A 14,366-nucleotide genomic window follows, 5' to 3' on the forward strand; every position below is an offset into this window, starting at 1 on the left:
TCGGTAGATGAGCCTAAATTTTTTAGATTTTGAAAAACCTATTGTCGAGCTTGAAGCGAAAATTCAGGCGCTACGCGATGTCTCTCGTCATGGTGCAAGTTCTTCGGTTGATCTTGAAAAAGAGATCGAACAATTAGAGAAGAAAAGTTTAGAACTAAAAAAGAAAATTTTTGGTGATTTAGGCGCATGGCAAGTTGCTCAATTGGCACGCCATCCTCAGCGTCCTTATACCCTTGATTATGTCAATCATATCTTTACTGAATTCGATGAGTTGGCGGGTGACAGAGCCTTTGCCGATGACAAAGCTATTGTCGGGGGGATTGCCCGTTTGGATGATCAACCTGTGATGATCATTGGCCATCAAAAAGGTCGTGAAACACGCGAAAAAGTCAGACGTAACTTTGGTATGCCAAAGCCAGAAGGTTATCGTAAAGCGCTGCGTTTAATGGAAATGGCAGAGCGTTTCAATATGCCTATCATCACTTTTATTGATACGGCGGGTGCTTACCCAGGCGTTGGGGCTGAAGAGCGTGGCCAGTCAGAAGCGATTGCGACTAACTTGAAAGTGATGTCGGGTTTAAAAGTACCGATCATTTGTAACGTTGTTGGCGAAGGTGGCTCTGGTGGTGCGTTAGCCATCGGCGTTGGTGATTATGTGAATATGCTACAGTATTCAACTTATTCGGTGATTTCTCCTGAAGGGTGCGCTTCAATTTTATGGCGCGATTCTGATAAAGCGCCGCAAGCGGCTGATGCGATGGGATTAACCGCCCCTCGCTTAAAAGAATTAGCCTTGATTGATGAAGTGGTTGAAGAGCCTCTTGGCGGTGCGCATCGTAATCCTCTGCAAATGGCCAATAACCTGAAAGCCACTTTGCTTCGCCAGCTCGCCGATCTACAAGGTTTAGAGCATGATGCTTTGTTAGCTCGTCGTTATCAGCGTTTGATGAGCTATGGTTACTGCTAAGCAATCAGACTGATTGTTGTGGCAAAACGTTTAGTTATCTGCCATTGAATTGAAAGGGCTGGAGAGAATCCAGCCCTTTTGCTTTGATGTCTCTAGCGATACACTGAGGATTATTTATCTCGACCTAAGAAGATCAGTATGGATTTGTACCGGCATTTTTCTCATCAACTGCAAGCCCACGATACAAAAGACTTGGTTTTGGCACTCAGTGGTGGTGTCGACTCACGAGTGCTGCTGCATTTACTGGCCCAATATCGGGACCAGAATGCGGTTAACGTGCGTGCGGTGCATGTCCATCATGGATTGAGTCGTAATGCCGATCATTGGGTTGAGCAATGCCGAACTTGGTGTAATCAAAGCCATATCTCCTTTGATGTTGAATATGTCGCACTTGAGCGCGATAGCGGCGAAAGTATTGAAAAATTAGCACGCGATGCACGCTATCGGGTATTAGCGCAATACGTCAATCAGCAAGACACCTTGCTATTGGGTCATCATGCTGATGATCAACTAGAGACTTTTCTCTTGGCTTTGAAGCGAGGGAGTGGCCCTAAGGGATTATCGGCTATGGCTGCCTGTGCTTCCTTTAGTCAGGGGCAATTACTTCGGCCACTGTTAGCCGTCACTCGACAACAGATTGAGCAGTTTGCCCAATGTCATCAATTATCGTCAGTCAATGATGAAAGCAATGCCGATTTACGCTATGACCGTAACTTTTTACGGCATCAAGTTGCGCCAATCCTTACTCAGCGTTGGCCCTCTTTTCGTCAGGCGGTGCAACGCAGTGCCGAATTATGTGCTGAACAAGAAACGTTAATTGAAGAGTTGCTGGCGGAAAAACTGGCGAATATGATTAACTCGGATGGTGCGTTATCGATTCAAGGACTAAAAGAGTGTAGCGATGCCATGCGGCGACAACTGATCCGTGCCTGGCTAGCCAAGCAGCAGCGTGTGCTACCCAGTCGTCAGCATACCGAGATGATCTGGAGTCAAGTGGCGCTGGCAGAGGCGGGCGCTAACCCGATTTTACATCTCAAAGCGTATGATATTCGTCGTTTTAATGATCTTCTTTTTTGTGTTACTTCCGTTGCCGATATCAGTGAGTGGCGGCAAAAGATCCGCTTAGATACCCCACTCGTACTACCCGATCAGCTTGGTAAGTTAACCTTGTCGTTAGATCGACAAGGTAATATCCGCTTACCGGTTCATCAAGATGCTTTGCGAGTGACCTTTGATCCGACAGGATTAAGCGCTTGTCCAGTGGGGCGGGCAGGTTCTCGGAAACTGAAAAAGCTGTTTCAAGAATACGCGATTCCTAGTTGGCAACGGCGTCGTATGCCGATTTTACTCGAGCACGATAGGGTCGTCGCTATCGCCGATTTATTTGTGGATCGTGATTTTTCAGGGCAAGAGTGCCGGCTTTTGTGGGATAAGTCGCCGATCACGGCTTTGGATGGAAATGAGCGCAAGCAGGGTAATGCTTAGGCTTTGTATTGATTGTTACCCATCGCTAACCGATAATACGCAGCATAAGTTAAAGGTATTCAAGATTGCGTTTGGATTACCCGAATAAAACTCTGATAACGAAACCGTGTAAGGGATGAACATGAAGAAAATTGAAGCGATTATCAAACCATTCAAATTGGATGATGTCCGTGAAGCGCTGGCTGAAGTGGGGATCACAGGGATGACGGTCTCTGAAGTGAAAGGATTTGGTCGCCAGAAGGGGCATACTGAGCTCTATCGCGGTGCGGAATATATGGTGGATTTTTTACCAAAAGTGAAATTAGAAATTGTCGTCAGTGAAGAAATGGCCGATCAATGTGTTGATACCATCATTGAAACGGCGCAAACCGGCAAAATCGGTGATGGTAAAATCTTCGTCAGTGATATTCAACGAGTGGTGCGTATCCGTACTGGTGAAGAAGATGAAGATGCGATCTAATCATTGTTTGATGAGATCGTAAAGACGGTTTTCGCTTCTTAGGTGTCAGATGATAAGAAGTGAAAGCGTTAGTTTTCTATGCTGGTGAGTCTAATGAAAAAACGCTATCTTTTATTTTTACCAGTTATTATAACGCTTACGGTCACGATTATTTTTCATCTCATATTTTCGATCTCGAAACAGCCACAACTGCTCACCTTAGGTCAAGATACACTAGGGAGAGATTTAGTCTGCTATCAGAACCCTGACGCAGAACCGATTGATAATGACGGTCAATTAACGGTATTGGTGTGGAATATCTACAAACAAAACCGTGACAATTGGGCAAGTGAATTGACCCGATACAGTGAGCATGCTCAGTTACTTTTATTGCAAGAAGCGAATATGACTGCCGCGCTACGCCAGTGGATCAGTCAACAAGCTTGGGACGGAGCTTATGTGGATGCGTTTCGTGTCTTTGGCGCTTCTTCTGGGGTGCTCAACCTTAGCTATCGTATGCCTCGCTTAGCCTGTGCTTATACTCAACTAGAGCCTTGGTTACGTTTACCTAAATCGGGTATTTTTGCTCATTATGCGCTGAGTGATGGCCAAACCTTAGCCGTGGTTAATTTGCATGCGGTTAATTTTACTTATGGACAAAAAGCCTATCGTGAGCAACTTGAATCCCTGCTTAGTGCGTTAAGAAAACACAATGGGCCGATGATTGTTGCCGGCGATTTTAATAGTTGGAATCAACAGCGAGCTCGGTTTTTAAAGTCAGCACTGTTGTCACTACAAATGAAAGAAGTCGAATTTACTCCCGATCAACGGTTGAGATTTATGACGGGGTTACCTCTGGATCATGTATTCTATAAAGGATTAACCTTAGAGCAAGCTCAAGCGCCGGAATCCGATGCTTCTGATCATAATCCAATGTTGGTGTCTTTTCGTTTATAGGCCTTGATTAATAGATATTGTAAGCCGTAATACAGCTTGCTTGTACCTCGCAGTGTCAGCCTGTTGATTGTAGCTTGGTTATGGTTGGATTATTGATACTCAGTATTCGATAGCACATTTTTACTAAACCAATGGCGAATCAGATCTTGTAATGCCGGTAGGGAAGTCGGTTTTTCTAGGCGGCCATCCATCAATAGACTGATCATTTTGAGCTCATGGTTCCCTGATTCTCCCGATAGTGCAATGATCGGAATGGCGGGGAAATGTGCTTTGATGATTTTACTCGCTTCAAACCCATTCATGACTGGCATCTGGATATCCATCAAAATCAAATCGATAGAATGAGTTTTAACGATATTTACCGCACTCTCGCCGTTGTTTGCTTGTAAGCTACTAATGCCAAGTTGATCTAAATACAGTTTAACCAACGTACGCTGTATTTCTTTATCATCAACAATGAGTACGGTGGGCGTTGAATTATGGCTTGATAATGAATTAACAACCGGTGAGGGAAAGTAGTTATCTTCCGTAGCGGTTTGATTCGATTGCCAATCGTCGAAATAAGGGGTACGAAGCGAGTCTGCTTGTGGGGCATTGGGTACAATAGGAAAGGATAGGTGGAATTCGGTAAATTCCCCCAGCCTAGACTTGCATTCAATTCGGCCGCCAAAGGAGCGCATAACACGTTGACAATAACCGAGCCCTAAACCGCTGCCTCCACTTTTTTGATAAGAGAAGAAATCATCGAAGATCTTATCAGCAATAGTCTCATCAATCCCTGGACCGGTATCTTTGAATATCAATATGTTTTCATAAGTACCCGTTTGGGTTGTGATCTTAATTTGGCTGTTGGGATAAGAGTCGAAATAATAGATGGCATTACGAATGAGATTGAAAATGACAAAATTAAATAAGGTTTCATTGAGCTTAACAACAAAGTCATCTTGTTGTGGTAAATGAATTCGCTCAACGACTTTTTCGTTCTCAAAACCGTACTGACTGACAGCTTGATCGACCGCTTTATGAATCGAGGTCATCGTAACGGGTTCGTGTTCTGGTGAACTATCGCTTACTTCACGTAAGATAATATCAATTAATTGACGCCCACGTTGAATGGCAGCTTGGCCGCTCTCAATATCTTGCTTTATTTGCTGGGCTGGTGCTTGATGTTCAACGTGTTTTTTTAACATTTCAAAACACAACTGAACTTGAGACAGTGGATTACGCATTTCGTGAGCAATCGAATTGGCCAGTGCTCGGCTTTGATGGATACGGCGATCTGCCTCAATAATACTTTGTATTCGGGTTAGTAAGGTTTGAAGAGCCGAGATTTCTTCATGAGAAAACATCTGATTGTTGATTTTATGTGGCGATATCAATAAATGCGTCACCGATTTTCCGTGGCCGAATAGTGGCATCACTAATGCGGTATTATTGGCGCTCATCTTGTCATAAAGTGCTTTGACTGAGCTTTTTTCAGTGACTTTATTATCCAGTTTTTCAAACAGTTCATCAAAAACCAGAGCCGTTTGTTTAGAGGAAAGGTAACGTGCGTAAACGGCTTCGCTGTGATTACTGCTCACGAGGCGCAGCTTATCACTCGGTATTTGTAGTAACTCACCTAAACGGCGCATCGCATCATCGATGGATAACTTGAAGTCTTCCTCCAAAGCGAGAATTTGTTCAACGGGAGTTTGTCGATTGCCGTAAATCAGTAACGCGGCATAACGACTCACGTTTTTATAGAGTGGAGCCCAAGTCACACCGATCAGTGCACAAAATGGGATAACAAACAGCCACTGACTGTTGTCGGTAAGAAGCATGAAGACCATGCCTAAAGGGATAGTTAACACGCCACACACCATCAGGGTATTGAGGCATAGATAAGCAAGATATTCCACACTGTAGAAGCGTGATGTCAATAGGGCATAACCCACGAATAACATTTCACTGATCGAGAGTGCTGGTGGTAGCCAAGTGAGTGAAAAATCTTGAAGAAAAAAGGTGATCCCGACTTGGATTGCGAGCGTTGAAAGCATATATACCAAGATACCTGCGATCATATAGTTAGTTTTGGCTAGTGTTAGTTTACTGCTATTGGTTCGCATTGCGACCAAGTTGAATAATGTTAGTATCACTGAACACAGCATGGCACCAAAGAAGTATGGCGTATGTGGTCCAAACTCAATAATAAACTCGCTCGGCCCTACGATATCCACATGCTTTACCGTAAGATTAGATTGTGAATTAATGATTATCGAATACGCCGCTATAGTAATAAATATTAGTCGTTGCCAAAGATATATTGTGCCTTTTCTTTGTTCGGCGGAGAGCTGACATGAGAAGTAATAGGCAAAAACAAAAGCTAGTGATGCACTAATATTAGCAAGTTCCGCCATAAAGATTGCTCTATCTGTACCAAACTTGACGAGCCAATTAGTATGAAAATAAGTATTACTGACTATCCAAGCAATAATACAGCAGGAATAGGCGATGTAAGAGGCGTGATATGTTCCCCAAATCATCTTGCTTTTTTGTTTAAGTCGATAGCAATAGTAGGTTAGCCAGACCACTACAACTGCTATGGTTGCAAGAAGGGTTATTGTTTTGGCATAGAGAATTGTACCTAAGTTAGCATCAAACATACTCTTCCTTTTCTACTGAATCGAGCTTCCTACTTTGACGAACCGCATACTTATAGTCGAGAAAATAGATATGATTAAATACTTTATTAATTATTTCAATATTCCAAAAGCAACGGTAAGTTTTTATTCCATTATTATTTAAGTCGCAATATCCAAAATAAAAATACGCATTGTGTTCAATAGATTGATAAAAGTTTAGAATAAAAGGTTGAGCGGTAGCGAATAAACTAACTTTGTACCCAGCTAGGCACAATAGTCTAATGATTTCTTTTTGAGCAAGATAGACAAAATAGAGCTTCTGCTTAGCATTTCCACTTACTGTGAAACGCAGCACTTCACAGACCCTATTTTTAGCGGATAATCGTAACCTAAATTGCCGATCGAATTCTGGCAGAGAATCGCATTTTGACAGCGCTGGTTGGAAAATCGATAAGGTCGAGAAAACATCATAACCCTGTGCGGGCAAGCAGAATTGCCACTGTGGATTACTAAACTGCGGTGCATAACTGAGCCAAGTCTGATTCGATGCCCAATCTTGTACTAACATTGAAGCGACTAGGGTGGGCGCCTTGCCACTATTGGGGTATTTGAGCAACACAAAGTGTTTACCCATTTGTGATAATGACAAGAGAGGCAGCATCTCGTACCACTTTTCACCTTGGATAAATAGCTCAAGATTGCTTAAAGTGATGGCCTCTTTGATGAGCATTTTTTGCGGGTGACTGGGCGTAGTGACTAGAAGATCGGAATTTTCTATGTTATCGATCAATAAGCCATAGTAAGCCTGATCTTCCAGTGGTAGCTCAATCTCATCGGCGGCAGTATCAATGACGGAGTTCGCTTTGATGGTGGCTATCTCACATTCACACCAAAAGTCCAGCCAATGTGAATAACACTCGCCGACGATTTGCTCAAGTAGTGCTATCTCCTCGGACAGGGTATTCGGATAGCGTTGAATGAGTTCGCGATAGTCGATCAGCTCAAATAATACCGAGAAACTTGTATTGTGATGTTCAGGGAAAAGATCGACTAATTGTTGTTTACGGCAGTCTGTCACTGAGAGGAAAAGGTCAGTACGCTGTTGCGATGGATAGGTGTTGATCACCAACGCGATGAGCATTTGCTGTTTTTGGTCGACCGGAAGAGTGCTCGTCAACAGTGAGCGTAAAGATGATATTAGTTGCATCGAGTGAACCTAGCCTAGATTATTTTATTTTTATTGATAATAACACCAGTAGATTAAGTTATTTAGTTATAACATACTAATGGCATATTCAATCCAGTCTACTACTTGCGTTGACTGTTCACAACTTAGTATAAAATGAGTCATGATTAAAATGAGATACTCAACCTGAATGGAGAGGCTTTGCGTGATTAGCGATCGGGAGAGGATGCTTAAGTTCTTCTCTAATCCCTTAATCAATCTGCGCTTAGGAATGATAAACTCAACACCTACCTATTTTGATTTGCTTGGATAAGCCACTATGCCGTCAAATTTACCTAAATCGTTTAGCCGTCCATTTTTAAAAATGTTTCATCTACTGGAAGCGGTACTACTTATTGCTATTACTTTGGCAACGGTATATGCAATTGGACACGAGTTCATACATGTTTTTGTTGAAAAACAAGTATTACTGACCGATATTCTGTTGATGTTTATTTATCTCGAAGTGTTGGCGATGGTGCAGCAATTTGTGGTTAATGGCAAAATTCCTGTGCGTTATCCTATCTACATCGCGATGATGGCCATCGCCCGCTATATTACCCTCGGTATGAAAGATTTGGATGCAGTCCCCGTTGTTTGGCTCTCTTTCGCGGCATTTATTTTAGCGGCAGCGACGCTGCTCATTCGTGCAGGACATCACTATTGGCCGTACGTTGATAGGCATACTCAAGATAAAGACGAGTAGTTAATTTAGCACAGCTGATGAGAAAGTTATCGATACTCGAAGTAGGCTGGTTGACACCAAGGTTTCTATTTTGGGGTCAATCATCACAAGGTAAGTGTTTGTCTTTTTAATCAACAAAAAAAGAGTGATACGTTACGTATCACTCTCTGAACCCATTCACACGCTTACTTGCGTTACATCCACGTACAGTTTTAAGCGTTGTCCCGGTTGTAGATATCGTTGATTCGCAAGCTCATTCCACTTGACGATATCTTGGGTGTTGACTTTAAAACGCGAAGCGATATCGCTTAAGGTATCGCCACTGCGTACTTGATAAAACACAGTGCGAATAATTGCGCCTTCACTACTTTGTTTCCAAATGACCAGTTGTTGACCGACTCGTAGCGTATCTTGCGGGCTCATCGCATTCCAACGCGCCAAAGCTTGGTAAGAGACATTGTGCGCGCGAGCAATGGTCCATAGGCTTTCCCCACTGCGTACGGTGTGGTTAAGTTGGTATTGACCTCGTGCTAACGACTGTGTTCTTGCTAGGCGATTATTAGCACTTAATGCATAAGCCTCTTCATCGGTGACAGAGGTTGGGATCATTAAATGTTGTCCGACACGAATGGTATGGCTAGTGAGGTTATTAGCGGTTTGAATGATTTGCGTGGTGGTATTATGCCGCTGAGCAATCACACTCAAGCTATCGCCGGCTTGTACTTGATAGCGAACCAACTTCATCCCTTGACCACGGTTTGATTCAACTTGTTCACTAAACTCATCGACTCTATCGACGGGTATTAACAGTTGATGTGGGCCTTCTGGGGCGGTCGCCCATTGATTATAGGCAGGGTTGTAACTTTGTAACTCTTTAACGCTGATCCCCGCATAATTGGCCGCGATAGCTAAATCTAACTGCTCTTGAGGATCAACCAAGGCTAATACGGGTTGATTACTAATACTAGGAATGGAAATCCCATACTGTTCTTGATTGGCGACAATATCTGCCAGTGCGAGAAGTTTAGGCACATAACTGCTGGTTTCTTTGGGCAGATCTAAAGAGAAGAAGTCGGTCTCTTTACCGAGTCGAGTATTTTTTCTTATTGCACTCGAGACCCGGCCACCACCACTATTATAGGCCGCAATGGCCAAATACCAGTCGCCGTCAAAACGCTGATTCAAACGGGTTAAATATTCGAGCGCAGCATCAGTGGCGGCAACCACATCTCGACGGCCGTCATACCAAAAATTTTGCTCCAAACCAAACATGTTGCCCGTCGCTGGTACGAACTGCCATAGCCCTGCGGCTTGGCCATGAGAGTAAGCAAAGGCATCAAAGGAGCTTTCTACGATTGGCAGTAAAGCGAGCTCTAACGGCAGTTCGCGTTGTTCAATCTTTTCAGTAATTAAGTACAGAAACGGTTCGGCACGTTTGGCAACAGTGGCGAGATGATTGGGATGATTGAGATACCAGTTACGGTAATAATCGACCGTAGGATCGTCAGCAATCGGCATGCTTAGCTGCATCGCGATACGTTGCCAGACATCCTCTTGCTCTTGTGGTGAGCGGACGTCAATTTTAGGCGCCACGACGTGAGGTTTAGCGGTTTTTTTTGGTGACTTTTGTACTTGAACCTGCTGATCGGTTGGCTTTACCTTGCGTTGATTGGTTTCTGAACTGGTCTCGATCTCTGGCTGGGTAAGCTGGCAACCTGCTAATAGCAGTGCAATTACCCAGCTGAATTGTACTCGCATATCACACAGCCTTGTCATAAATTGGCTGCTGATAATACTTGTCGTATTAAGCGGATGACAAGTAGCAAATCGTTAAAATTCATTCTTCCACTCACGTAAAGCGCTAAAAATAGCGAGTGGATCATGTTGTTCAGTACGATTGGCTACTGACTTAATCACGCTCGGAACCCCGGTACGCAAGAAGGGATTGACCCATTTTTCACGTTGTAAGGTGGTGGGGAGTGTAGCTTGACCTTGTGCACGCATGCGAATTACGGTGTCGCGATAAATTTGTAACTGTTCGTTATCAGGTTCAACGGCCATCGCAAAAGCGACGTTACTGGCGGTGTATTCATGAGCGCAATAGATTTCGGTTTCCTCAGGTAATGCTAATAATTTATTGAGTGAGGAAAACATTTGTTCCATCGTGCCTTCAAATACCCGCCCACAGCCTGCAGAAAACAGCACATCGCCACAAAAAAGCTTACTGTCACCGACATAACCAATATGGCCTAAAGTGTGTCCAGGAAGTCCTAAGACCATAAAACGTTCGTCAAATAATTCAATTTGATCACCATCTTCAACGGGATGAGTGAGGGTGGGAATGGGTTCTTGAGCTGGCCCCACAACATCCACATGAGGATATTGGCGGACTAATTCGGCGACGCCACCGATATGATCATGATGATGATGGGTGATCAGAATGGCTTCTAAGGTTAATTCCTGCTGTCGTAGGTAAGCTAAAACAGGTTGAGCATCCCCCGGATCGACCACCGCACAACGGCGATCGCTATTTTCAATCAGCCAGATGTAATTATCGTTAAATGCGGGTATGCTTTTGATGTGTAACATGAGTTATCTCCAGTCACGTGGTAAAGCGATTTAGCAATGAAACCAGCACGCAGTCAAAAAAAAATTGAGAGTCCTCACTCTTGGTCCCAACTAAAAAATGGCCAGTGGGTGTGTGAGTCTATTCAAACCCGGCTTGACGAGTGGTGTCCAAAGCTTTTCGGTTATCACATGCTAAAATTGGGCGGTTTGAGCTGTGAGCTGTCCAGCGGTAATTGTACTATTCAACACCAAGTCCATCTGGATATCCATAATCCGCTCCATACGGTCATCGCTGATGCTTATGATTTACCCTTTTTGGAAAAGAGCATTGATGTTGCGATTATTGCCCATCAATTAGATTACTGTAACGACCCGCACCGTATTTTGCGTGAAGTCGACCGAGTATTGATTGATGACGGTTATGTGATTATTACTGGTTTTAATCCGATCAGTTTAACTGGCCTTGCCAGTACGATGCCTTGGCGTAAACATAACCTTCCTTGGAGTGGGAGGATGTTTACTTCGAGCCGGATTAAAGATTGGCTCAGTGTGCTGAACTATCAAGTTTTAGAATGTGATCAATACGCGCTTTTTCCGATGCAGAAATATCGTCCGCTGTGGGCCTGGTTAGAAAATGCGATGGGTGGCTGGGCAAGTCCGTTAGGAAGCTTATATTTTATTGTTGCTCGCAAGCGAACCTATCCACTTAAACCCATTAAACCACACTGGCGTTTGAAGCGACGTTTCTCGCCAGTTGGTTTTAACTATCGGGTCAAGTCAGAAGATCAATAGTTGGTGTTATTTCCAAGCGCTGGTTGAACCAGACGATAGCGAGCCTATGTGCCATTCTAAATTGACTTGGTAGTCATGAATTTAGGGTTGATAACCGACATCGTCTTCCGTTGGGTTTTCCGCCGCGCTACGTGCCAATTGATCACACATTTCATTTTCACGGTGACCGGCATGCCCTTTTACCCAGCGCCAATCCACCTGATGTCGCGCGGTTTCTTTTTCTAAGGCTTGCCATAAGTCGGCATTTTTCACTGGTTTTTTATCCGCCGTTTTCCAGCCTCGTTGTTTCCAGTTATGAATCCATTGAGTGATGCCTTGACGAACATATTGGCTGTCGGTGGTTAGGATGACATCGCAGGGCTCTTTTAAGCTTTGTAGAGCGATGACCGCCGCGAGCATTTCCATTCGATTATTGGTGGTGAGGCGATAGCCCTTCGATAAGGTCTTTTCAGTTTTTTTATAGCGTAACACTACGCCATAGCCACCCGGGCCAGGATTGCCTAAACACGACCCATCAGTGAAAATTTCCACTTGTTTGTTCATGATTTGATACTATTGGATTATTCACACAATTGGCATAGTCTGACATAGATATCCTTATGAATACTAGCAGCAATTCGCAACACAATCGTATTGTGGTACTTGATACCGAAACGACAGGTATGAACTTTGAAGGCGGACCTCATTATGAAGGCCATCGGATCATTGAGATCGGCGCGGTTGAAATTATCGATCGGAAATTAACCGGCCGGCATTTTCATGTTTATTTAAAACCAGATCGTGAGATTCAACCGCAAGCAATTGAAGTTCATGGTATTACCGATGCTTTCTTAGTGGATAAGCCGCAATATAAAGAAGTCCATCAGGAGTTTTTAGACTTTATCAAAGGGGCAGAGTTAGTGGCTCATAATGCGTCATTTGACGTCGGCTTTATGGATTATGAGTTCGCCAAAGTCAACCCTGCGATTGGCAAAACTGAGCAGTATTGCAAAATTACCGATACCTTGGCGATGGCGAAGAAAATCTTCCCCGGTAAGCGCAATAACCTCGATATTCTTTGTGATCGCTATGGGATAGATAATTCACATCGAACCTTGCACGGCGCTTTGCTCGATGCGGAAATCCTCGCTGATGTTTATTTATTAATGACTGGTGGGCAGACTTCATTACAGTTTTCTGCTAGTTCACAAAGTGGCGAGCCGGCTGGGAGTTTTGTGCAGCGCGTACAAGGTGGGAGGAAAAACCTTAAGGTTTTACGTGCATCGGCCGATGAAATAGAAGCTCACCAACAACGTTTGGATGTGGTTGAAAAAAGTGGAATTTGCCTCTGGCGTCAGTAGGAGAGAGTATGTTACGGCTAGGAATAGTGATACTGAGTTTGTTATGCAGTATAGGAAGTTTTGCCAGCAATGAATCATCGCTTACCTTGCTTGATAACCGTTTTCGGGTGGATCCTACGATTTCACAAATCACCTTTGTCATTTATCGAGAGCAAAACTCCCGTCCTGTGGTATTAGTTCGCCCAGACGGTTTTAAGTATTATGCTTCTCGTCACCCTGATTACGTTCGTTGGTATCAAGAGTCATCAATGGATATCGTTTCGATTGATAAACCGATGCCGGGGCCGTGGCAAGCTATAGGCCAGATTTCGCCCAATAACCACGTGCGTTTGATTTCGCATTTGCAGCTTCAAACCGAACAATTACCGCATCGCTTATATCAAGATGAAACGATTAAATTTACCGCGCGTTTAACCTCGGACGGCGAGCCGCTGTTATTAAGAGATTTCCTTGATCGGGTTAAGCTTACCGTGACCTTTACTCGTTATGTCGACGATGAACAACAGTTACCTCAAGAAATGCGTCCAATTCCCGAAGTAATTGGGCAATTTACCGATGATGGTCGAGGATTAGATGAAAAGCCGGGTGATGGTGTTTTTACCGTCGCTTTACCGATAACCCCTGAACCGGGTAAGTACCGTGTGCGCATCACTTCGGGCAATGGTGTCTTTTTACGTGCTCAAGAACAGGTAATTTTGGTTTATCCCGCTCCAGTTGTGGCCACCTTTATTCAGTCACGAACTCAAGGTGTTGCTCATCAAATTAGTTTTAATGGTGAACGAGGCATGATAGAGCCTGGTTCTATGGTTGCGCATATCGAGCATCGAGAATTAGGACAACCGCCATTTCTTGCCCAAGGGCAAGCCGACCCCTCTGGTTTAGGTGTTGTTCTAATGGTCCCTAATGAGAAGCAATTTGGTAATTTTGCGTGGAATGGGCAAGTTTATGCGACGGATTTAGCGACCCAAAGACCACTCATCTTCCCTATTCGAGAGCAAACCTATGGGGTGGTAAGCGAAATTGATTTAGCGACGACTCGGCGTATGCAAGAAGCTGAGTTAGAAAATCTTCGTCGTTTAGAGCAAGAAAAGCTCATTCAACATATGCAAGAGCAAGCTCGCCGCCGTACGATGATGTACATTATTTTGGGTAATTTTTTCGTTATTATTGTTGCGCTTGCTGGGTGGTTTATTCGTCGTAAGCTGAAAGCGAAAGCGGTAGCCATACAAGAGATGAATCTAAATATTCCGAAAAAACCGTAAACCACAATAGTGAAGAAAAGAA

General features: G+C 43.9%; 13 protein-coding genes. 8 read left to right on the top strand and 5 right to left on the bottom strand.

The features are described 5' to 3' along the window. Positions 1-7: 7 nt before the first annotated feature. The 4 genes from accA (at position 8) to FKN88_RS09535 (ending at position 3,848) form a co-directional block, all read left to right on the top strand. A complete protein-coding gene (gene accA, locus FKN88_RS09520; RefSeq protein ID WP_158144768.1) occupies positions 8-967 on the top strand; it encodes an acetyl-CoA carboxylase carboxyl transferase subunit alpha in 960 nt (319 codons plus the stop codon). A gap of 138 nt (positions 968-1,105) precedes the next feature. After that, on the top strand, positions 1,106-2,452 hold the full coding sequence (gene tilS / locus FKN88_RS09525; RefSeq protein WP_154170353.1) for a tRNA lysidine(34) synthetase TilS: 1,347 nt from the start codon (positions 1,106-1,108) through the stop codon (positions 2,450-2,452). Positions 2,453-2,573: 121 nt separating this feature from the next. Then, entirely contained in the window at positions 2,574-2,912 is a 339-nt protein-coding gene (gene glnB / locus FKN88_RS09530) for a nitrogen regulatory protein P-II (protein ID WP_004394677.1), read from the top strand. Between the two features lie 93 nt (positions 2,913-3,005). Next, complete coding sequence (locus FKN88_RS09535; protein ID WP_154170355.1) at positions 3,006-3,848, top strand: endonuclease/exonuclease/phosphatase family protein; 843 nt, start codon at positions 3,006-3,008, stop codon at positions 3,846-3,848. A gap of 89 nt (positions 3,849-3,937) precedes the next feature. Here FKN88_RS09535 and FKN88_RS09540 read toward each other — a convergent pair whose 3' ends face one another. Continuing rightward, entirely contained in the window at positions 3,938-6,493 is a 2,556-nt protein-coding gene (locus FKN88_RS09540; protein ID WP_154170357.1) for a hybrid sensor histidine kinase/response regulator, read from the bottom strand. After that, positions 6,486-7,679, bottom strand: coding sequence for an acyl-homoserine-lactone synthase (locus tag FKN88_RS09545; RefSeq protein WP_154170359.1), 1,194 nt, complete (start codon positions 7,677-7,679; stop codon positions 6,486-6,488). Before FKN88_RS09545 ends, FKN88_RS09540 begins: the two co-directional genes overlap by 8 nt. A gap of 298 nt (positions 7,680-7,977) precedes the next feature. On the opposite strand from FKN88_RS09545, the gene FKN88_RS09550 reads away from it, so the two are divergent. Further along, on the top strand, positions 7,978-8,403 hold the full coding sequence (locus tag FKN88_RS09550; RefSeq protein ID WP_154170361.1) for a phosphate-starvation-inducible protein PsiE: 426 nt from the start codon (positions 7,978-7,980) through the stop codon (positions 8,401-8,403). A gap of 156 nt (positions 8,404-8,559) precedes the next feature. Here the strand turns inward: FKN88_RS09550 and FKN88_RS09555 are convergent, their stop codons facing one another. Beyond that, positions 8,560-10,140 carry a LysM peptidoglycan-binding domain-containing protein gene (locus tag FKN88_RS09555; RefSeq protein WP_154170363.1) on the bottom strand — a complete coding sequence of 527 codons (1,581 nt, stop codon included), beginning with the start codon at positions 10,138-10,140 and terminating at the stop codon, positions 8,560-8,562. Between the two features lie 72 nt (positions 10,141-10,212). Further along, positions 10,213-10,971 (bottom strand): hydroxyacylglutathione hydrolase, encoded by a 759-nt coding sequence (gene gloB, locus FKN88_RS09560; RefSeq protein WP_154170365.1) that lies wholly within the window; start codon positions 10,969-10,971, stop codon positions 10,213-10,215. A gap of 36 nt (positions 10,972-11,007) precedes the next feature. Between gloB and FKN88_RS09565 the strand changes: the two genes are divergently transcribed. Continuing rightward, the gene (locus FKN88_RS09565) at positions 11,008-11,742 is read left to right on the top strand and encodes a class I SAM-dependent methyltransferase (protein ID WP_154170367.1); all 735 of its coding nucleotides are present in this window, start codon (positions 11,008-11,010) and stop codon (positions 11,740-11,742) included. Positions 11,743-11,823: 81 nt separating this feature from the next. Here FKN88_RS09565 and rnhA read toward each other — a convergent pair whose 3' ends face one another. Next, positions 11,824-12,285 (bottom strand): ribonuclease HI, encoded by a 462-nt coding sequence (gene rnhA / locus FKN88_RS09570; RefSeq protein WP_154170369.1) that lies wholly within the window; start codon positions 12,283-12,285, stop codon positions 11,824-11,826. 56 nt (positions 12,286-12,341) lie between these two features. Here rnhA and dnaQ point away from each other — a divergent pair, with 56 nt between their 5' ends. Further along, positions 12,342-13,082, top strand: a complete 741-nt coding sequence (dnaQ, locus tag FKN88_RS09575) for a DNA polymerase III subunit epsilon (protein ID WP_306687514.1) — start codon at positions 12,342-12,344, stop codon at positions 13,080-13,082. 8 nt (positions 13,083-13,090) lie between these two features. Continuing rightward, positions 13,091-14,344 carry a TIGR03503 family protein gene (locus FKN88_RS09580; RefSeq protein ID WP_161425176.1) on the top strand — a complete coding sequence of 418 codons (1,254 nt, stop codon included), beginning with the start codon at positions 13,091-13,093 and terminating at the stop codon, positions 14,342-14,344. Positions 14,345-14,366 lie beyond the last annotated feature (22 nt).

The sequence above is a fragment of the Vibrio sp. 2017_1457_13 genome (assembly GCF_030851525.1).
Classification (GTDB): Bacteria; Pseudomonadota; Gammaproteobacteria; order Enterobacterales; family Vibrionaceae; genus Vibrio; species Vibrio metschnikovii.